General features: G+C 75.0%; 19 protein-coding genes. 8 read left to right on the top strand and 11 right to left on the bottom strand.

What is annotated here, in order from left to right:
• Both SSBG_RS15870 and SSBG_RS15865 read right to left on the bottom strand, forming a co-directional pair.
• Positions 1-195 (bottom strand): response regulator (locus SSBG_RS15870; protein WP_158677783.1); only part of this gene is annotated, 195 nt, incomplete at its 3' end.
• A complete protein-coding gene (locus SSBG_RS15865; protein WP_037869896.1) occupies positions 192-1,646 on the bottom strand; it encodes a sensor histidine kinase in 1,455 nt (484 codons plus the stop codon). The genes SSBG_RS15865 and SSBG_RS15870, both read right to left, overlap by 4 nt.
• Before the next feature lie 202 nt (positions 1,647-1,848).
• Between SSBG_RS15865 and phoU the strand changes: the two genes are divergently transcribed.
• Both phoU and SSBG_RS33705 read left to right on the top strand, forming a co-directional pair.
• Positions 1,849-2,526 carry a phosphate signaling complex protein PhoU gene (phoU, locus tag SSBG_RS15860; RefSeq protein ID WP_008747109.1) on the top strand — a complete coding sequence of 226 codons (678 nt, stop codon included), beginning with the start codon at positions 1,849-1,851 and terminating at the stop codon, positions 2,524-2,526.
• A gap of 186 nt (positions 2,527-2,712) precedes the next feature.
• On the top strand, positions 2,713-2,853 hold the full coding sequence (locus SSBG_RS33705) for a hypothetical protein (RefSeq protein ID WP_199781374.1): 141 nt from the start codon (positions 2,713-2,715) through the stop codon (positions 2,851-2,853).
• 30 nt (positions 2,854-2,883) lie between these two features.
• Here the strand turns inward: SSBG_RS33705 and SSBG_RS15855 are convergent, their stop codons facing one another.
• On the bottom strand, positions 2,884-3,810 hold the full coding sequence (locus SSBG_RS15855; RefSeq protein WP_234010550.1) for an NAD-dependent epimerase/dehydratase family protein: 927 nt from the start codon (positions 3,808-3,810) through the stop codon (positions 2,884-2,886).
• A 213-nt stretch (positions 3,811-4,023) separates the two neighbouring features.
• Here SSBG_RS15855 and SSBG_RS15850 point away from each other — a divergent pair, with 213 nt between their 5' ends.
• Complete coding sequence (locus SSBG_RS15850; protein ID WP_037869895.1) at positions 4,024-4,365, top strand: 5-carboxymethyl-2-hydroxymuconate Delta-isomerase; 342 nt, start codon at positions 4,024-4,026, stop codon at positions 4,363-4,365.
• A gap of 43 nt (positions 4,366-4,408) precedes the next feature.
• Here SSBG_RS15850 and SSBG_RS15845 read toward each other — a convergent pair whose 3' ends face one another.
• The 4 genes from SSBG_RS15845 to SSBG_RS15830 all read right to left on the bottom strand — a co-directional run bounded on the left by SSBG_RS15845 (position 4,409) and on the right by SSBG_RS15830 (position 7,777).
• Positions 4,409-5,680: an FG-GAP repeat domain-containing protein gene (locus tag SSBG_RS15845; RefSeq protein WP_008747106.1), complete on the bottom strand. Its 1,272-nt coding sequence runs from the start codon at positions 5,678-5,680 to the stop codon at positions 4,409-4,411.
• A gap of 80 nt (positions 5,681-5,760) precedes the next feature.
• Positions 5,761-6,282: a DUF4232 domain-containing protein gene (locus tag SSBG_RS15840; protein WP_037869888.1), complete on the bottom strand. Its 522-nt coding sequence runs from the start codon at positions 6,280-6,282 to the stop codon at positions 5,761-5,763.
• 64 nt (positions 6,283-6,346) lie between these two features.
• Positions 6,347-6,799 carry an NUDIX domain-containing protein gene (locus tag SSBG_RS15835; protein WP_008747104.1) on the bottom strand — a complete coding sequence of 151 codons (453 nt, stop codon included), beginning with the start codon at positions 6,797-6,799 and terminating at the stop codon, positions 6,347-6,349.
• A 219-nt stretch (positions 6,800-7,018) separates the two neighbouring features.
• Positions 7,019-7,777 carry a phosphoglyceromutase gene (locus SSBG_RS15830; protein ID WP_008747103.1) on the bottom strand — a complete coding sequence of 253 codons (759 nt, stop codon included), beginning with the start codon at positions 7,775-7,777 and terminating at the stop codon, positions 7,019-7,021.
• A gap of 206 nt (positions 7,778-7,983) precedes the next feature.
• Between SSBG_RS15830 and SSBG_RS15825 the strand changes: the two genes are divergently transcribed.
• Complete coding sequence (locus tag SSBG_RS15825) at positions 7,984-9,306, top strand: MDR family MFS transporter (protein ID WP_008747102.1); 1,323 nt, start codon at positions 7,984-7,986, stop codon at positions 9,304-9,306.
• A 7-nt stretch (positions 9,307-9,313) separates the two neighbouring features.
• Here SSBG_RS15825 and SSBG_RS15820 read toward each other — a convergent pair whose 3' ends face one another.
• The gene (locus SSBG_RS15820) at positions 9,314-10,057 is read right to left on the bottom strand and encodes a class I SAM-dependent methyltransferase (RefSeq protein WP_008747101.1); all 744 of its coding nucleotides are present in this window, start codon (positions 10,055-10,057) and stop codon (positions 9,314-9,316) included.
• A 263-nt stretch (positions 10,058-10,320) separates the two neighbouring features.
• Positions 10,321-10,899, bottom strand: a complete 579-nt coding sequence (locus SSBG_RS15815) for a TetR/AcrR family transcriptional regulator (RefSeq protein WP_008747100.1) — start codon at positions 10,897-10,899, stop codon at positions 10,321-10,323.
• A gap of 84 nt (positions 10,900-10,983) precedes the next feature.
• Between SSBG_RS15815 and SSBG_RS15810 the strand changes: the two genes are divergently transcribed.
• Positions 10,984-12,024, top strand: coding sequence for an NAD(P)-dependent alcohol dehydrogenase (locus SSBG_RS15810; RefSeq protein ID WP_008747099.1), 1,041 nt, complete (start codon positions 10,984-10,986; stop codon positions 12,022-12,024).
• 119 nt (positions 12,025-12,143) lie between these two features.
• Here SSBG_RS15810 and SSBG_RS15805 read toward each other — a convergent pair whose 3' ends face one another.
• Together SSBG_RS15805 and mshA are read right to left on the bottom strand one after the other, a co-directional pair.
• Positions 12,144-12,701, bottom strand: coding sequence for a YbjN domain-containing protein (locus SSBG_RS15805; RefSeq protein ID WP_008747098.1), 558 nt, complete (start codon positions 12,699-12,701; stop codon positions 12,144-12,146).
• Between the two features lie 19 nt (positions 12,702-12,720).
• Positions 12,721-14,106 carry a D-inositol-3-phosphate glycosyltransferase gene (mshA, locus tag SSBG_RS15800; protein ID WP_008747097.1) on the bottom strand — a complete coding sequence of 462 codons (1,386 nt, stop codon included), beginning with the start codon at positions 14,104-14,106 and terminating at the stop codon, positions 12,721-12,723.
• A gap of 295 nt (positions 14,107-14,401) precedes the next feature.
• On the opposite strand from mshA, the gene SSBG_RS15795 reads away from it, so the two are divergent.
• The 3 genes from SSBG_RS15795 to SSBG_RS15785 all read left to right on the top strand — a co-directional run.
• Positions 14,402-15,208 carry a class I SAM-dependent methyltransferase gene (locus tag SSBG_RS15795; protein WP_008747096.1) on the top strand — a complete coding sequence of 269 codons (807 nt, stop codon included), beginning with the start codon at positions 14,402-14,404 and terminating at the stop codon, positions 15,206-15,208.
• Positions 15,209-15,410: 202 nt separating this feature from the next.
• Positions 15,411-16,892 (top strand): C40 family peptidase, encoded by a 1,482-nt coding sequence (locus SSBG_RS15790; RefSeq protein WP_086023056.1) that lies wholly within the window; start codon positions 15,411-15,413, stop codon positions 16,890-16,892.
• Between the two features lie 229 nt (positions 16,893-17,121).
• Positions 17,122-18,254: PP2C family protein-serine/threonine phosphatase (locus SSBG_RS15785; RefSeq protein WP_008747094.1), on the top strand; the 1,133-nt coding region annotated here is incomplete at its 3' end.

The following is an 18,254-nucleotide window of genomic DNA, read 5'->3' as shown; positions in this document are numbered from 1 at the left end:
GCGGCAGACCTCGGTTCCCGGCAGGCCGGGGAGCATGAGATCGAGGAGGACCAGGTCGGCTCCGTTGCGGTCGAACTCGTCGAGTCCGTCGGGGCCGGTGGCGGCGATCGCCACCTCGAATCCCTCCTTGCGGAGCATGTAGGACAGGGCGTCGCTGAAGGATTCCTCGTCCTCGACGACGAGCACTCGGGTCACGGAAGGACCTCCGGGGCGGGAAGGGGTTCGAACGAGGCGGTCTCGTCGGACGTACCGGTGGAAGAAGAGGGGGCGGCGCCGCGCGCGCGGGAGGCGCGCGGGGCCGGGTTCTCGGGAGCGGTGACGCGGGGCGCGGACCCGGTGCGGGGCGCCTCGCCCCGGCCCGTGCCGGCCCCGCCGCGCCCGGTGGGGCCGGCCGCGTGGCCGCCGCGCTGGGTGCGGCGGGAGGCGGCGCGGGTGGCGCCGTGGGCGGTGCGGGGCGTGGTGCGGGAGGTGTCGCCGGGGCTGTCGAAGGTGCGGGCGGTGCCGGCCTCCGGGAGGCGCAGGGTGAAGGTGGAGCCCTCGCCCTCGGTGCTCCAGACGGTGACCTCGCCGCCGTGCGAGGCCGCGACGTGCTTGACGATCGCGAGGCCGATGCCGGTCCCGCCCGTCATGCGGGAGCGGGCCGGGTCGACGCGGTAGAACCGTTCGAAGACGCGCTCGCGGTCCTTCTCGGAGATCCCGATGCCCTGGTCGGTGACGGCCAGCTCCACGAGGTCGCCGCCGCCCGCGGGGGCGCGGCGCGCGGCGATGCCGACGCGGGTGTGCTCGGGGCTGTAGTTGACGGCGTTCTCGACCAGGTTGCCGAGCGCGGCGGCGAGCTGGCCCCTGTTGCCCCACACGGACAGGTCCTCGCCCATGCCGCCGGGGACGATCGTGATGTGCTTCGTGCCCGCCGTCTGGCGGCAGCGGTCGACGGCCTCGGCGACGAGGTCCCGTACGAGCACGGGTTCCGCGTCCTCCAGCGGGTCGTCGTTCTGGACGCGCGAGAGGTCGATCAGCTCCTGCACGAGGGTCGTCAGGCGCGTCGCCTCCTTCTGCATCCGCCCGGCGAAGCGCTCGACGGCCTCGGGGTCGTCGGAGGCGTCCATGACGGCCTCGGAGAGGAGGGAGAGCGCGCCGACCGGGGTCTTGAGCTCGTGGCTGACGTTGGCGACGAAGTCGCGCCGTACCGCCTCGATGCGGCGGGCGCGGGTCAGGTCCTCCACGAGGAGGAGGACGAGGCGGGAGCCGAGCGGCGCGACGCGCGCGGAGACCGCGAGCGGGCCGCCCCGGCCGGTGCGGCGCGGGAGGTCGAGTTCCGTCTGGCGTATCTCGCCGTCCCTGCGGGTCTCGCGGGCCAGCTTGAGCATCGGCTCGACGGCCAGGCGCCCGCCCCGGACGAGCCCGAGGGCGTACGCGGCCGAGCTGGCCTTGACGACGTCGTCCTCCTCGTCCAGCACGACGGCGGAGGAGGAGAGCACCGACAGGACCGTGTCGACGCCGGGCGGCAGGGCCGCGTCGGTGTGCAGGGAAGTCCTGGTCGGGCGCTTGAGTTCGCGCTCGCTCCAGCGGAAGGCGAGCGCGGCGATCACCCCGGTGCAGAGCCCGGCGAGAGCGGCGGCTGCGGCCACCGCCGCGTTCACGTCCATGCCGCAAGAGTAGGTCGGCCCGGCGGGTACCTCCCAGACGTTCGGGGGTCACCTCGAACACTCGTCGCCCAGAGTTCACCTTGGTGACGGGACCGGTTCACTTGGGCGGCCGGAACGCGTCGCGTACGGGGCCGACCGTGGCAGCGTGGGCGCGGGGAACTCCCCCGTCCGGCCCTGTTTCGGTCTTGGAGTGAGGAACGCCATGCGCGACGCGTACCACGAGGAACTCGACTCGATCAGCGATGACCTGGTCGAGATGGCCCGGCTCGTCGGCTCGGCGATCGGCCGGGCCACGACGGCGATGCTCGACGCCGACCTCCAGCTCGCCGAGAACGTCATCGCGGCCGACTCGCGCGTGGACGAGCTCCAGCACGAGCTGGAGGCGAAGGCGATCGAGCTGCTGGCCCGGCAGCAGCCCGTCGCGACGGACCTGCGGGTCGTCGTCACGAGCCTGCGGATGAGCGCCGACCTGGAGCGCTCGGGCGACCTCGCCCAGCACGTCGCCAAGCAGGCCCGGCTGCGCTACCCCGAGTCCCCCGTCCCGCGCGACCTCCAGGCGACCCTCCTGGAGATGGGGCAGCTCGCCCAGCGGCTCATGGCGAAGGCGGCGGAGGTCATCATCACCAAGGACATCGACCTCGCCCTCCAGCTGGAGCAGGACGACGACGAGATGGACCTGCTGCACCGCACCCTCTTCCAGCACCTCATCGACGAGCGCTGGAAGCACGGCATCGAGACGGCGGTGGACGTCACGCTCCTCGGCCGCTACTACGAGCGGTTCGCGGACCACGCGGTGTCGGTGGCCAAGCGGGTGGTGTACCTCGTGACGGGGGAGCACGCGGACGACATCCAGGCGGCCGGGCCCGTGGAGGGGAGCTGACCTCCCGGGACGCTCCCCCGGACCCCGCTCCTCAAACGCCGGAGGGGCTGTTCTTCGTGGTGCGGGGAGCCTGACGGGCGCACGGTGGTACGAGCCTCCGCCGCCCTGCCCCCCGTACGCCGTTGACGCCCCCCGCCCCGTGCGGTTCCCCTGGATACGAGGTACGCCCCCGATCGAGGAGGACCCATGCCCGAGACCCCTGACGAGACCCCCACCCCCGCCGAAGGCCCCCGGCCGCCCCTCCTCGGCGCCTGCGGCTGCGGCTCGGGCTGCGGCTGCGGGTGCCAGTCCGGGTCGCCGTGCCAGTGCGGGGGCTGCTCCGGCTGAGCCCCCGCCCCCTGCGACATGGGTGAGCACTCACTCACCTCGCAGGGGGCGCCTCCCGGAGGTGTCCCCCGCCGCGAGCAGCTCCGCCTCACGCTCCGCCGTGTACCCGAGCCCCGCCTCCAGCGCGGGCCGCCCGCGCCCGGCGTCCCACTCCCGCACCGCGGCGACCGTCTCCACGAACGGCGTCGCGGTCAGCCCCACCGCCCGCGCCCGCGCGGCCGAGCGCCGCTGGCTCGCCCAGTCCCGCCGCACGAGCGGGAAATACCCGGGCCGGTCCGCCACGGGCACGGGCCACGCCTCGGCGCCCGCCACCCGCGCGCACACCGCGAGCAGCCCCGCGAGCGTCAGCGGCTCGGCGGGGCCGACCGCGTTGAAGGCTCCGCCCCGGTCCGCGCGGAGCAGGGCGGCGACCAGGCGCCCCAGGTCCCGCGCGTCGAGCGACTGCACGGGCTGCGCCGGATCGGCGGGCACCGCCACCGGGCCGCCCCGCGCGGCGCGCCGAAGCCAGTGGACGAGCGCGTCCGAGGTGTCGTACGGGCCCGTCACCTGCCCGGGGCGGACGAGCGTGGCGCGCTCCCCGAAGCGCGCGGTCACCTCGTCCTCGCAGGCCACCTTCGCGGGGCCGTACGTCGTGTCGTCCAGCAGCGCGACCTCGTCCGCGTCGGGCCGGGGCGCCTTGCGCGGGGTGTCCTCGTCCGCCCCGGGGCCCGCGTACACGGCCTGCGTGGAGACGAAGAGGTACCGCCCCGCGTGGCCGCCCGCCGCGTCGAGCGCCGCGATCGCCCCCCCCCGCACCTGCCGCAGGACGTACCCGCTCACGTCCACGACCGCGTCGAAGGGCCGCTCCCGCGCCGCCGCCGTCAGCGCCGCGTAGTCCCCGGCGTCCCGGTCGCCGGTGAGCCTGCGCAGCCCCGGGAACAGCTCCCGGCCCGTCCGGCCGCGCCCGAAGAGCGTCACCTCGGCCCCGTCCCCCAGCAGCGGTCCACGATCGCCCGCCCCACGAAGGCCGTCCCGCCCAGCACCAGTGCTCTCATGCGCCGAGCCTAGGACCCGGACGGCCGGGGCGTGACCGGGGTCACCGCTCCGCCGTGCCACCGGCCCCGGACCCCGCGCGAAAATGGGTGGTACGCCCATCGAGCCACGATCGGGGGAGCCGGAGCGGAGCCGTCCATGCCACACATCACCGTCGACTACACCGAACGGCTGGACGACACCCTCTTCGACCGGCGCGCCTTCGCGAAGGAACTCGACCCGCTCGTCGTGACCGCGTCACACTCCGCCGGAGTCGGCAAGATCTTCTTCCGCCCCGCGCCGCTCACCTTCGTCGCGGGCGAGGAACACCCCTACGTGCACGTCACGGTCGCGCTGCTCCCGAACCGCTCGCCCGCGCAGAAGGCCCACCTGTCGGACGCGGTCCTCGCGCTCCTCGGCCGGTACGTGGGGGGCGGGCCGCACGTCGTCACGTCGGTGGAGGTGCGGGACCTGCCCGACTCGTACCGGCTGCGGAGCTGAGCCGGGGCGGCCTCACGCCCCGCCCCCTCGCCGCGCCGCCCCCTCACCGCGCTGTCACCTCCCGCGCGCCCACGAGCCGTTCGGTCCTCTCCGCCCAGTACCCGTCGTCGTCCGGCCTCCCCTCCTCGACGAGCAGTTCCTGCCGCCCGTCCCCGGCCTCCACCGCCCGCAGCGGGAGCACGGGGCCGCGCCCGATCCGCCCCCACACGGACGAGCCGAGGCCGTGCGCCGAGCCGCCGTGCAGCACGGTGAGCGTGTCGGTCTCCAGGTCGCGGTCGGGCGCGGAGCGCACGGCGAGGTCGTCGCAGCCGTCGCCGTCGAGGTCGGCGGTGAGCACGCCGAGCCCGAAGCCGCCGCGCGGGGCGCCGCCCTCCACCACCACGGGGTGGGCGCGGTCCCGCCCGTACACGACGAGGACCCGCCCGCGCCGGTCCGCGACGGGGGACTCGCCGTCGTCGTCGGGCACGCCGCTGTCACCGATCGCGAGGTCAGGGCGGCCGTCGCCGTCGTAGTCACCGACGGCGAGCGCGTCACCGCGCGGAAGCCGTACGGGCGGCGCGAGGGCGTGCCGGCCGGTGCCGCCCGGAAGCAGGTACGGGCTCGTGTGCGCGCCCGGCTCGTGCACGAGGAGGTCGTCGGCGCCGTCCCCGGTCGCCTCGGCGGCGAGGAGCGCGAGGCCGGGCGCGGCCCCGGCGGGGGTCCGCCGCACCTCCGTACGGGCCGCGCGGCCCTGGCGGGTGAACGGGCCGTGCAGCACGACGACTTCGGTGCGCTCGTCCACGGCGCGCAGCGAGGCGAGATCGGGATGGCCGTCACCGTCGAAGTCCCCCGCGACGGGCGGGCGTTCGACCTCGGCCCCGGACCGGTACGGGAAGCTGAGACGGGTCGGCGCGAGGGTGCGCGGGCCGCCCCAGCGGACGGCGGGGAGCGCGCCGGTCACGACGTCGTCGGCCCCGTCCCCGTCGAGGTCCGCGACGGCGGGGACGCCGCTCGCGGAGCCGCCCACCGTCTGCCGCTGCCCGCGCAGGCCGAAGTCCTCCTGCGTCAGGTAGGCGGTACGGGCCGGGCCCCCGCCCCCGTACCGCACGCGTATCCGGCCGGTGTCGACGCCCGTCCGCTCGTCCCCGCCCGTCTCCAGGAGCACGTCCCCGTGCCCGTCCCCGTCGATGTCGGGTTCCCGTTCCGCCTGTCTCGGCTCCGCCCGGCACGCGCTCCCGGCGACGGGCCGCGCGATCCCGTCGTTGGCGGAGGCGGTGCCGACGGCACCGAGCACGACGACACCGGCGAGAGCGAGCGCGACCCGGGAACGTTCCATGCCTCCACCTCAGCACGGGCCGGGGCGCGGGAGGGCACCGGTGACGAGGCTGTTGCCGGACCGGGACGAGGCCGCGGGTCCTACCAGTACAGCGCGAGGTCGGGCGTGGACTGCCAGTACGTGACGAAGGCGGAGTCGTCCACGTGGGTGGCCGCGGGGAGGGCGAGCGTGGCGGCGTCGCCGACGGCCTGGAGCTTGCGGTTGGCGAGCCAGGAGCTGAGGTGGTGGACGGTACGGCCGCGCGCGCCGTCCGGGCTGGACGTGCCGATCGCCGCGTACGCGGACTCGCCGGGCTCCAGCGTGACGACGGCCTGCGGGCTGCTGTCCGTGAGGATGCCGGTCGCGGCCGGTTCGTCGTCGAAGACGACGGTCGGGGCCCCGTAGGCGTAGCAGGGGCGCTTGCCGTCGTTGGTGAGGGTGAGGAGGAGGTGGTTGACGGACCGCCTGACCTTGCCGACGGCGAGCGAGGTGGAGCCGGTGGCACACTCCTTGATGGCGGCGGACTCGTGGGCGGCGGGCTTCCCCGCGGCCTGCGCGGCGGGCGCGGCGACGAGCGCGGCGGAGGCGACGAGAACGGCGAGCGGAACGAGACGACGGCGCATGATGCTCCCAGCTTCACAAGAGGTACGTACGCGACATCCCTCCCCGCCCAGGCCCCCACGAATGTCACGAACCATCAACAAACGCCCACCCGTCATGGCTCCGCACGACGACGCCGTCCCGCTCGGCGTCCAGGAGCCGCACGGCGAACACCTCGGCCACCCGCTCCCGCACCTCCCCGGCCGTCAGCCACACCACCTCGCTGGACTCCGCCGACACCCGGAGGACACCTCCCACCGGCCGGCACCGGAACACGAGCGCGACGATCCCCCGGGCCAGGTTCTTGTACACCCCGCTGAGCCCCCCGACCTCCACCTCGACCCCCGTCTCCTCCCACACCTCCCGCCACACCCCCGCCTCCGGAGTTTTCGCCAACTCCAGCACCCCACCCGGCAGTTCCCACGCGCCGTTATCAGCCCGCCGCATCACGAGAAACCGCCCCCGCGAATCGACGACGGCCCCGGCGACGGAGACGGAGTGGCGGGGCGCCGACCCGGGCGCGCGGGAGGGGTGGCTCATGCGGGGAGCGTAGGAGAGCGGCAGGGGCTTCCGTACCTGGTTCCCCGGGCCTCGGCGGGTCTGGCCCTCGGCCACGGCCGGAGGAGCAGGTGGCGGGGCGCGATGCCCGCGTGGACCACGACCCTCCTCCGGGTGCGAGCGGATGCCGGGAGACCGCGCGCACGGGATACGACAACGGTGCCGCCCCCTGCCCGGGGACGGCACCGTGCGGGGGGGGTGTTACTTGCGGCCCTGGTTCTTGACCGCTTCGATGCTGGCCTTGGCGGCCTCGGGGTCGAGGTAGGTGCCGCCCTTCTTCACCGGCTGGAAGTCGGCGTCGAGGTCGTAGGCGAGGGGGATGCCGGTGGGGATGTTGAGGCCGGCGATGTCCTCGTCCGAGATCTGGTCCAGGTGCTTGACCAGGGCGCGGAGGCTGTTGCCGTGGGCGGCGACGAGGACCGTGCGGCCCGCCTGGAGGTCGGGGACGATCGCGTCGTACCAGTACGGGAGCATCCGGACGACGACGTCCTGGAGGCACTCCGTGTCGGGGCGCACGTCCGAGGGGATCGTCTGGTAGCGCGCGTCGTGCGCCTGCGAGTACTCGGCGTCGGCCGCGAGCGGGGGCGGCGGGACGTCGTAGGAGCGGCGCCACTGCTGGAACTGCTCCTCGCCGAACTCGGCGAGCGTCTGCGCCTTGTCCTTGCCCTGGAGCGCGCCGTAGTGCCGCTCGTTCAGGCGCCAGGAGCGGCGGACCGGAATCCAGTGGCGCTCGGCGGCCGCCAGGCCGATCTGCGCGGTGCGGATCGCCCGCTTGAGGAGCGAGGTGTGGACCACGTCGGGCAGCAGCCCGGAGTCCTTGAGCAGCTCACCACCGCGCAGGGCCTCCTTCTCGCCCTTCTCGGTGAGGTTGACGTCCACCCACCCGGTGAACTGGTTCGTCGCGTTCCACTCGCTCTCGCCGTGGCGGAGGAGGATCAGCTTGTACGGTGCGTCGGCCATGGCTCCGAGCGTAATCCACGGGCAGGGGCCCCGCCGCGCCCGCCCGGAGCGTGGAACGGCCCGCTCGTACGGGCGCGGCGGGGCTCTCCGGAGCCCCGCCGACGATTGACGGGCGGCGTCAATCCAGTGGCTGTGCGCTCACCCCGCTCCGTAAGGTGTCGATGGCCGTTCGGCCGCTTACCGCAGCACCGTCCCCAGGGGGTTCCATGTCGTCCGTCGCACGGGTGCGCGGCGCCCTGCACGAGAGCGTGGCGGGGCTGCCGCGCGCCTTCTGGTGGCTGTGGACGAGCACGCTCATCAACCGGCTCGGCGGCTTCGTCTACACCTTCATGGCGATCTACCTGACCGTCGAGCGCGGCTACTCCGCCTCGTACGCGGGTCTCGTCGCGGCGCTGTTCGGGCTCGGCGGGGTCCTCGCCTCGCTCATCGGCGGGGTGCTCACCGACCGCTGGGGGCGGCGGCCCACGATGTTCACCGCGCAGGCGGGCACGGCGCTCGCCGTCGCGGTGCTCGGCTTCGTCACGCACCCGGTCGCCATCGCGGGCGTCGCGGCGGTCGTCGGCTTCGTCAACAACGCCGCGCGGCCCGCCGTGCGGGCGATGCTCGCCGACCTCGTGCCGCCCGAGGACCGCGTCCGCGCCTTCGCGCTCAACTACTGGGCCATCAACCTCGGCTTCGCCGTCTCCTCCGTGCTCGCCGGTTTCGTCGCCGAGTACAGCTACCTCGCCGGTTTCCTCGGCGACGCCGCGCTCACGATGGCCTGTGCGGTCGTGGTGTTCCTCAAGCTCCCGGAGACCCGGCCGGAGCACGCCGGGAGCGACAAGGGGGCGCGCGCGGACGAGGTCGGCCTGCGGACCGTGGCGCGGGACGGGCGGTTCATGGCGGTCGTGGGGCTGTCGTTCCTCGTCGCGCTCATCTTCCAGGAGGCGCAGGTCGGGCTGCCGATCATGATGGGGCAGGCCGGGTTCTCGCCCGCCGACTACGGCAGCGCGATCGCGCTCAACGGCGTCCTCATCGTGGTCCTCCAGATCCCGCTGACCCGCTTCATCGCGCACCGCTCCCCCGGGCGGCTGCTCGTCCTCTCCTCGCTCCTCGCCGGGTACGGGCTCGGGCTCACCGCCTTCGCCGACTCGATGGCCGTGCTCCTCATGACGATCACGGTGTGGACGCTCGCCGAGATGGTCAACGCGCCGACCCAGACGGGCCTGGTCGTCCAGCTCTCGCCGGTCCGCGGGCGCGGCCGCTACCAGGGCGTGTACGGGCTGTCCTGGTCGGCCGCCGCGCTGGTCGCGCCGCTGATGGCGGGCGCGATGATCGACCACCTGGGCGCGGGGTGGCTGTGGGGGTCGTGCGCGGTGCTGGGGACGGTCGCGGGGGCGGGGTACGGGGTCGTGCTGCGGACGGCGAAGCCTTCCGCGGGGTCCCGGGGCCGGCTGTCGGCGGGGGAACCGGACGCGCGGGCGCGGGAGTTTTCGGAGCCGGGCCTGTGCGCGCCCGAGCGTCCGGCGCCGGACGTCGCCGCGCCCTGACCCTCCCTCACGCCGGGCGGCGGAAGAGTCCCGCCCACAGGCAGTCCATACCGAAAAGGCCCTCGTCCGGGCCCGGGACCCGCATCGGGCGCAGCTCCTCGCAGGTCAGGAACGCGGGGCCGGTCGCGAAGACGGCGCGGAGCGCGTCGGCGGAGTAGGCGAGGCCGCCGTGCAGGGAACCCGCGTGCTCCCCCCGGTAGAAAGCGGCGTCGGGAAGTTCCGAGCCCGAGCCGGGACGGCCGCTCGCGAAGCACGTGAGCGTGAGGAGTCCGCCGGGCCGCAGGACGCGGGCGAGCAGCGCGAGATGGCTGAGGCGGCGGTGCGGGGGGAGGTGGTGGAAGCAGCCGCCGTCGTGGACGAGGTCGTAGGGGCCGGTCAGGGCGGCGAGCGCGAAGGCGTCGCCGTGGTGCAGGCGCACGGTGGCGGGGACGCGGGTACGGGCCGTGGCGAGGGCGGTCGCGGACAGGTCCACGGCGTCCACCCGCCAGCCGTGCGCCGCGAGATGGGCGGCGTTGCGGCCCGTGCCGCAGCCGAGGTCGAGCGCGCGGCCCGGGGCGCCGAGGCGACCGGCGGCGAGGTGCGCGGCGAGGTGTTCGTCGGGCCCGGCGTCGCGGAAGGGGACGGCGCGGTCCGCGTCCCCGTAGAAGGCGTCCCACCAGGCGGAGCCGTCGGCGCTCCAGCGGTCGGCGGTGGCGGGGAAGAGGCCGTCGAGGAGCACGAGGACGTCTTCGGTGCTGCGGATGTCGCGCACGGCGGCGGGGCCCTTCCGGGAGGGGGCGGGGGGTGCCGTGAGCGTAGGCGCGGGGCGGAGTGCGCGCGCGGGACGCGGGAGGGAAGGGGTGCCGCGCGCGGGCGTACGTCGTCGTGTGCCGCGGGGGCGCGGGAGCGGTGACCCGGCGGGACACGGGCGGACTCAACTCGTCGGACGGGGGGCGTGGTTGGCCGCCTAGCGGGCTTTCGGCGGGAGGATCGGGGCGGAAATTCAAGAGGCCGGGGGGACTCGGCGCGGCGCGGTCAGCCCGCGCGAAGACCCGCGAGATGGATGCGGACGAAACGGCGCCAGGGGCCGTCGTCCCCGTCCGGCGAAGCGGCGATCACGCCGCGCATCGCCACGATGAGGGCCTTGATGTCATCGCCCGTCACGCCCTGCGCCAGATATCCCGACGCGACCGCGTTCCGTGTCAGCCGCCGGACCCGGTCCGCCGTGCGCGCGCTCACCTCGTCGTCACTGGGCACGCGGTCGGTCAGGGAGGTCGCGTAGCGGCGTTTCTCCGCGTTGAAGGTTCCCACGAAGTCCAGGAACCGCCCGAGGCCGGCGGCGGGATCGGGGTCTTCGAGCGCGGTCGCCGCGGCCCGGTCCAGTTCCTCTACGAAGAGCCGCGCGATGGCGTCGAGGAGAGCGTCCTTGCCCGCGAACCGCCGGTAGATCGTGCCGACGCCCAGGCCGGCCCGGGCGGCGATGGCCTCCATGCTCGCCTGCGGTCCCTGCTCGGCGAAGACCGCACGCGCGGCCTTGATGACGATCGCGTCGTTGCGCAGCGCGTCGCGGCGCGGGGCGCGAGGGGTGGCCGAAGGGCTGGTTCGCGGGCTCATCGGCCCAGTGTACTTAAAACGGAATCGTCGTTCCGCATCACGTTAAGGTGAATTCTGATTCCGTTTTGAGGAGGGGACCTGCTCATGAGGACCACGACCGGCTGGCAGAGCCTTGATCCGGCCAGCAACGCACTGACCCGCGTCACCTTCGCGCGGCGTGATCCGCGCCCGGACGACATCGCCGTGCGGATCGACTACTGCGGGGTCTGCCACAGCGACCTGCACCGCATTCACGGGATGCTCGGCGAGAAGGACCTCGTCCCCGGCCATGAAGCCACCGGCGTCGTCGTCGCCGTCGGCGAGGCCGTCACCGGATTCGCCGTGGGCGACCGGGCCGCCATCGGCACGATCGTCGACTCGTGCGGCGCGTGCGCCATGTGCGAGGCGGGACAGGAGAACTACTGCCACGACCGCCCGACCACCACCTACGGCGGCACCGACCGCATCGACGGCACCCCGACCAAGGGCGCCTACAGCCGCGAGTACGTGCTGCGCGAGAAGTTCGCCTTCCCCCTGCCCGACGCGCTCGACCCCGCCGCCGCGGCGCCGCTCCTGTGCGCGGGCGTCAGCGTCTGGGAGCCGATGCGGGCCGCCGGGGTCGGCCCCGGCAGCCGGGTGGCCGTCGCCGGGCTCGGCGGGCTCGGCCACCTCGCGGTCAAGTTCGCCGCCGCGCTGGGAGCCGACGTCACCGTCCTCAGCCGCAGCGCGGCCAAGGAGCAGGACGCCCGGCGCCTGGGGGCCGGCGAACTGCTCGTGACCACCGACGAGGCACAGGCCGCCGCCCGAGGCCGTTTCGACTTCATCCTCGACACCATCTCGGCCGGCCACGAGCTCTCACCGCTCATCGAGATGCTGGGCCTGGACGGGATTCTGTGCGTCCTCGGGAACCCCCTGCTGACCGGGCCGAAGCTCTGGGAACTGGGAGCGGGCCGCAAGAAGCTCACCTCCTCCGGCACGGCAGGACTGCGGCAGACCGCGGAAATGCTCGCGTTCTGTGCCGAGCACGGCATCACGGCCGACGTCGAGACGCTTCCCTCCGGCGAGATCGAAACCGCCCTGGACCGCCTTGCCGCCGGCGATGTCCGCTACCGGTTCGTCCTGGACATGTCCGACCTCGACCAGTAGGCGAGGCCGGAGAGCGGCGGGGCGAGCCCCGCGCCCCGCGCCCCGCGCCCCGCGCCCCGCGCCCCGCGCCCCGCGCCCGGGGCGAGCGTACGGGCGGGCGTGCGCGGATGTGCCGGGCGTCAGCCCTTCCCCCCGTCCGCGCCGCCCCGCCCCTCCCCCGGGCTCTTGCGCTCCCCCGGCTCTCTCCCCTCCCCCGTCAGCCTTCCGAACGCCTCCAGGTTGCGGGTCGATTCGCCGCGCGAGACGCGCCAGGCGTACTCCTTGCGGATCGCGTCGGCGAAGCCGAGTTCCAGGAGCGTGTTGAAGCTGCCGTCCGCCGCTTCGAGGACCGAGCCGAGGAGGCGGTCGAGTTCGGCGGGGGTCACGGCGGAGAGCGGGAGGCGGCCCGTGAGGTAGACGTCCCCGAGGTGGTCGATCGCGTAACTCACGCCGTACAGCTTGAGATTGTGCTCCAGCAGCCAGCGGTGCACGGCGGCCTCGTCGGCGTCGGGGTGGCGCACGACGAAGGCTTGCAGGGAGAGGGTGTGCTTGCCGATCAGGAGCGAGAGCGTCGTGGAGAGCTTGCGGGTTCCGGGGAGGGTGACGACGTAGCTGCCCGGCGCGGGGCTCTCCCACTCCAGTTCCGCGTCCTCCAGGAAGGCTCTCAGGACGGCGTCGGGGCTTTCCTCAGCGGTCACGGTGCTCGTTCCTCCCAGGTCAGACGTGCTGCGAGCGTACGCGAAGCCTCCGCTCCTGCACGGCGGCGGCGTACACGTCCGCCGTCGCCGAGGCGGCCGTGTCCCAGCCGAACGACAGCGCGTGCCGCGCCGCCGCCTCGCCCATGCGGGCGGTCAGCTCGGGGGCGTCCACGAAGCGGGCGAGGCGCGCCGCGTAGTCGGCGGGGTCGTGGCCCGCTACGAGGAAACCCGTCACCCCGTCCCGTACCGCCACCGGCAGTCCGCCGACCGAGGCGGCGATCACCGGGGTGCCGGCCGCCTGCGCCTCGATCGCGACGAGCCCGAAGGACTCGCTGTACGAGGGCATGACGAGCACGGACGCGGCGCGGAACCAGTCGGCGAGCCGCTCCTGCCCGACCGGCGGCTGGAACCGGACGACGTCGCTGATACCGAGCCGCGCGGCCAGCTTCTGGAGCCGCTCGGGCTTCGCGAGGCCGCTGCCGGAGGGGCCGCCGACGACGGGGACGAGGAGGTGGCGGCGCAGCTCCGGGCGCTCGTCGAGGAGGTGGGCGACGGCGCGCAGGAGGATGTCGGGGGCCTTGAGCGGCTGGATGCGGCCCGCGAAGAGCGGGATGAGGGCGTCCTGCGGGAGGCCGAGGCGGGCGCGCGCTGCGGCGCGACCGTCGTGGGGACAGAAGCGGTCGAGGTTGACGCCGGGGTGCACGACGGCGATGCGGCCGGGGTCGGCCGCGTAGTGGCGCACCAGTTCCTCGGCCTCCTCCTCGGTGTTCGCGATGAGCCGGTCCGCCGCCTCGACCACCTGCGTCTCGCCGATGACGCGCGCGGCGGGCTCGGGGGTGTCGCCCTCGGCGAGCGCCGCGTTCTTGACCTTCGCCATCGTGTGCATGGCGTGCACGAGCGGGACGCCCCAGCGCTCGGCCGCGAGCCAGCCCACGTGCCCGGAGAGCCAGTAGTGCGAGTGCACGAGGTCGTAGTGGCCGGGGCGGTGCCCGGCCCAGGCACGCATGACGCCGTGCGTGAAGGCGCACAGCTGGGCGGGCAGGTCCTCCTTGTTCAGGCCCTCGTACGGGCCCGCGTCCACGTGCCGCACGAGGACCCCCGGGGTCAGCTCGACGCAGGGTTCGAGGCCGCCCTCGGTGGCGCGCGTGAAGATCTCCACCTCGATGTCGTGCGCGGCCAGGCGGCGGGCCAGTTCCACGATGTAGACGTTCATGCCGCCCGCGTCGCCCGTGCCCGGCTGGTGCAGGGGCGAGGTGTGCACGCTGAGCATGGCGACGCGGCGCGGGGCCCGGCGCCCGGGGCCCGGCAGGCGCAGGCGGCCCGCCTGGGCGCCGAGCCGGCCGGCGCCCGTCCTGGCGCCGGGTGCGTTCGGCCGGAACCCGAGCCTCGACACGTACTGGCTCACGGGGCGGTCCTCCTTGAAGCGTGCGGTGGCTGCGGGGACGGTACGGGGGGCGGCGACGCCGTGACGGCCCGCCCCGGTGGCCCGCGCCCCGTCCGGCTCGCGCGTCCCACGCGATACGGGCGGAGAACGGCCCTCAAGCGGGAACACCGGAGCCCCGGAGTCCATTTCCCCCCTGGCGAGAGCGGCCGTTTCTTTACCCAACCCTGACCGCCCGGTGATCATCGCTGACACGGAGTGACCGTACGGGCACCTTTGCCCGCTCCCGCTCCTCCGCCCTCGCCGTACCCTCGTACCCATGAATCCCCGCCCGTCCCCCGCCCGTCCGGTGGGGACGGTGACCCGTGGGACGACGAACCCGAACCGGCTGCGGCGCATGGACCGCTGGATCGCGCGCACGCACGGCCCCGCGTTGCGCCGCGCCGCCTCGCCCGTCGCGGTCGATCTCGGCTACGGGGCCGCCCCCTGGACGGCGGTCGAACTGCTCGGGCGGCTGCGCGCGGCGGCGCCGGGGGTGCGGGTGTACGGGGTCGAGATCGAGCCCGCGCGGGTGGCGGCGGCGCTCCCGTACCGGCGCGAGGGGCTCGATTTCCTGCACGGCGGCTTCGAGGTGCCGCTTCCCGGCGGTGCCGCGCCGCTGCTGATCCGCGCCGCGAACGTGCTGCGCCAGTACGACGAGGACGAGGTCGCCGGGGTGTGGGAGCGGCTGTGCGCGCGGCTCGCGCCGGGCGGGCTGCTCGTGGAGGGCACGTGCGACGAGATCGGGCGGCGGCACGTGTGGATCGCGCTCGGCCCCGAGGGGCCCCGGACGGTCACCTTCGCGGCCCGGCTCGCGGGCCTGGAACGCCCCTCCGACCTCGCCGAGCGGCTGCCGAAGGCCCTCATCCACCGCAACGTGCCGGGCGAGCCGGTGCACGCCTTCCTGCGGGAGGCCGACCGCGCGTGGGCGGCGGCGGCACCCTACGCGGCGTACGGGGCACGGCAGCGCTGGACGGAGACGGCGCGGACGCTGCGGGCGACGGGGTGGCCGCTGGTGGGGCGTGAGGAACGGTGGCGGGAGGGGGAACTGACGGTGGAGTGGGCGGCGGTGGCACCGAGGGGGTGAGCGGATGGGCGCCCACACGGGGATTCACAGCAAACCGTCCCCGCCTGCCTCTGTCGCCGCGCGGGCCCGCCATGGCACCATCCGGAGGGGTTACCCACCGGTAAGGGGCCTTTGACGGCCGGTGCGCGGACAGACGGAGCTACGGCCGGTGCGCGGACAGACGGAGCTGAGGAACCAGGGGGCGGGGACGTTGAACCGTGACATGAGCGCGGCTCGGGACCGGACGCGGCACGGGGAGGACGCGCCGCCTCCCCGGCGGGGCGGGCGGCGGTTGCCGCTCAGCGCGCTCGCCGTCGTCTGTGCCGCGCTCGCCTTCTCCGCCCCCGGTTCCGCCTTCGCCGCCCCGCTCCCCGAGCCGGGCTCGCTGGGCGTCACGAGCAAGTCCCCCGGCAAGGAACTGAGCAACGCCGAGCTGGAGACCGTACGGTCCCGTATCGACGCCCTCTACTCCGAGGCGGGCGAGGCCACCGACGCGTACAACGCCGCCGAGGAGAAGCGCGCCGAGCAGTCCGGCCGGGTGGAGGCGCTCACCACCCGGGTCGTACGCGGCGAACAGCGCCTCGCCGACCTCCGCGAACGCCTCACCGCCGCCGCGATCGCCCAGTACCGCGACCAGGGTGGCGGCCTCTCCGTGCAGCAGCGCCTCGTCCTCAGCGACGACCCCGACGACTTCCTCCGCGCCGCCGAACTCGCCAAGGAGGGCGCCCAGGGCAGCGCCGTCCTCCTCGGCCAGGTCCGCGACACCCAGCGCGCGCTGACCCGCGACAAGAAGGACGCGACCGACTCGCTGCACCGCCTCGAAAGGGCCGAGAAGGCCAAGGACACGGCGCGCACGGAGATCGAGCGGGAGATCAAGGACGCCGAACTCCTGGAATCCCGGCTGGAGAAGAAGGAGCGGCAGCGGCTGCGCGCCCTGGAGGAGGCGGAGGCCGCCCGGGCCCAGGCCCGCCTGCTCGGCACGGGCGTCCTGCCCGGCGCGGGCGCCGGTACGGGGACGGGTCCGGAGACCGGGGCCTCCGCGGGGACGGCCACCGGCGCGAGCGAGCAGGGTGCGAAGGCCGTCGCGTTCGCGACGGCCCAGCTCGGCAAGCCCTACGTGTGGGCCGCCGCCGGGCCCGACTCCTTCGACTGCTCCGGGCTCACCTCGCAGGCGTGGGCGGCGGCGGGCCGCATCATCCCGCGCACCTCGCAGGAGCAGTGGCGGCAGCTCCAGCACGTACCGCTCGGGCAGATCCGCCCCGGCGACCTCGTCATCTACCACTCCGACGCGAGCCACGTCGGCATCTACGTGGGCGACGGCGAGATCATCCACGCCCCGCGCCCCGGGCGCTCGGTCACCCGCGCCGGGGTGGGCTCCATGCAGATCCTCGGGGTGGCCCGCCCCGACCCGGAGGCGGCGGCCCGGACGGAGCCGGAGGACGGGACGAAGCCCGCCGGCAAGGCGAAGCCCGGGGACGAGGACAGGGCCGCCGGCACGGCGAAGCCCGGTGACAAGGGAAAGCCGCAGGAGGGCGCGGACACCGGGAAGGGCGGGGGGAAGGGCGGGGCGAAGGGCACGGCGAAGGACACCCCCCGCGACGCACGGCGCCACTCCCGCACCTCCCCCTCCGGCACCACCACGCCCCCGGCTGACAAAACCCCCGAACCGGGCGGAAGTACCGCCAAGAGCCCCGCCGAGGACTGAGGGCGGGCGCGTGACGCGCGCCACGAATCCGCCTCCGGTTGCAGGCCCCCGGCGTGACCTTCGTCATCCCTCCCCCGGTCGGCTCGTCCGCAAATGGGCTGCTGGGGGCGGCATATGACGGTCTTCCGCGTCCGCCCGGCATTCCGTTCGCCGCGCACCGGCCGCTAGGGTCCCCGTCGGTGGGGCGCCGCCCGGTGTCCCGTCGCGGCCTCGGAGGGAGGCGGAGGAAGTGCCCGTACCCGGAAACGGAAACCGGTCAGGAGCGGCCGGGCCGCCGCCGTCCGCGGCCCCCCGCGCGCACCTCACCCCGGTCACCCCGGGTGACCACCCCCGCGCGGGGCGCCCCGGCGCGGGCCTGCTCGCCCACAGCACGGGCCACACGATCGCCCCCGTCCCCGCACCGGGCGGCGCGGTCCCGGCGGGGAAATCGGCCGACGGCGAGGGCGACGGCGCCGGGAAACCCGGCCCGTACGACGCGGAACGCCGCTCGCGGCCCTCCGCGACCCCGGCCACCGGCGCGAGGCACCTCACGCTGCTCCTCGTGGAGAACGACCCGGCGGGCTCGCTCAGCATCCCCGAGATGCTCGACGCCTCCGGGCGGCCCATCCGCGTACGCACCGCCCGCAACCTCACCGAGGCCGCCCGGCTCCTCACCGACGACGTGCACTGCGTGCTGCTCGACCTCAGCCTCGCGGCGGCGGGCGACGACGACCCGCTCGCCGTCCTGCGCCGCCTCCTCGACCTCGCCCCGCACCACGCCGTCCTCGCCCTCACCGCCTCCGAGGACGTCGAGGGCGGCGCGGAGGCGGTCCGCGTCGGCGCGCAGGACTTCCTCGTCCGCGACGAGCTCGACGGCCGCGTCCTGAGCCGCGCCGTCCGCTACGCCGTCGAGCGCAAACGTGCCGACACCGCGCAGCGCCAGCTCACCGAGGGCCGCCTGCGCGCCGAGGAGAACGCCCGCCTGGAGCGCGGCCTGCTCCCCACCCCGCTCCTCGACGGTGCCCCGCTGCGCTTCGCCGCGCACTACCGCCCCGGGCGCTCCCGCGCGCTGCTCGGCGGCGACTTCTACGACACCGTGCGCACCCCGGACGGCGTCGTGCACGCGATGATCGGCGACGTCAGCGGGCACGGCCCGGACGAGGCAGCGCTCGGCGTCGAGCTGCGCATCGCCTGGCGCGCGCTCACCCTCGCCGGGCTCAGCGGCGACCGGCTCCTCGCGACGCTCCAGGAGGTCCTGGAGCACGAGCGCGAGGACGAGGAGATCTTCGCGACGCTCTGCACCGTGGACATCGCCCCGGACGGTCGCGGGGCCGCGATGTGCCTGGCCGGGCACCCGGCCCCCGTCGTCACGCGCGGCGGCGC

The organism is Streptomyces sp. SPB074 (assembly GCF_000154905.1).
In the GTDB taxonomy this organism is placed as follows: domain Bacteria; phylum Actinomycetota; class Actinomycetes; order Streptomycetales; family Streptomycetaceae; genus Streptomyces.
The sequence above is the reverse complement of the archived record's forward strand: the minus strand, read 5'-3'. Positions and strand labels throughout refer to the sequence as shown.

What these genes read in the sequence shown, in the direction of transcription:
- SSBG_RS15825 (WP_008747102.1), top strand. Translation starts at nt 7,984, where the DNA reads ATGTCGTCCGTCGCACGGGTGCGCGGCGCCCTGCACGAGAGCGTGGCG.
- SSBG_RS15830 (WP_008747103.1), bottom strand. Translation starts at nt 7,777, where the DNA reads ATGGCCGACGCACCGTACAAGCTGATCCTCCTCCGCCACGGCGAGAGC.
- phoU (WP_008747109.1), top strand. Translation starts at nt 1,849, where the DNA reads ATGCGCGACGCGTACCACGAGGAACTCGACTCGATCAGCGATGACCTG.
- SSBG_RS15835 (WP_008747104.1), bottom strand. Translation starts at nt 6,799, where the DNA reads ATGAGCCACCCCTCCCGCGCGCCCGGGTCGGCGCCCCGCCACTCCGTC.
- SSBG_RS15845 (WP_008747106.1), bottom strand. Translation starts at nt 5,680, where the DNA reads ATGGAACGTTCCCGGGTCGCGCTCGCTCTCGCCGGTGTCGTCGTGCTC.
- SSBG_RS15850 (WP_037869895.1), top strand. Translation starts at nt 4,024, where the DNA reads ATGCCACACATCACCGTCGACTACACCGAACGGCTGGACGACACCCTC.
- SSBG_RS15815 (WP_008747100.1), bottom strand. Translation starts at nt 10,899, where the DNA reads ATGAGCCCGCGAACCAGCCCTTCGGCCACCCCTCGCGCCCCGCGCCGC.
- SSBG_RS15810 (WP_008747099.1), top strand. Translation starts at nt 10,984, where the DNA reads ATGAGGACCACGACCGGCTGGCAGAGCCTTGATCCGGCCAGCAACGCA.
- SSBG_RS15790 (WP_086023056.1), top strand. Translation starts at nt 15,411, where the DNA reads ATGAGCGCGGCTCGGGACCGGACGCGGCACGGGGAGGACGCGCCGCCT.
- SSBG_RS15840 (WP_037869888.1), bottom strand. Translation starts at nt 6,282, where the DNA reads ATGCGCCGTCGTCTCGTTCCGCTCGCCGTTCTCGTCGCCTCCGCCGCG.
- SSBG_RS15865 (WP_037869896.1), bottom strand. Translation starts at nt 1,646, where the DNA reads ATGGACGTGAACGCGGCGGTGGCCGCAGCCGCCGCTCTCGCCGGGCTC.
- SSBG_RS33705 (WP_199781374.1), top strand. Translation starts at nt 2,713, where the DNA reads ATGCCCGAGACCCCTGACGAGACCCCCACCCCCGCCGAAGGCCCCCGG.
- SSBG_RS15795 (WP_008747096.1), top strand. Translation starts at nt 14,402, where the DNA reads ATGAATCCCCGCCCGTCCCCCGCCCGTCCGGTGGGGACGGTGACCCGT.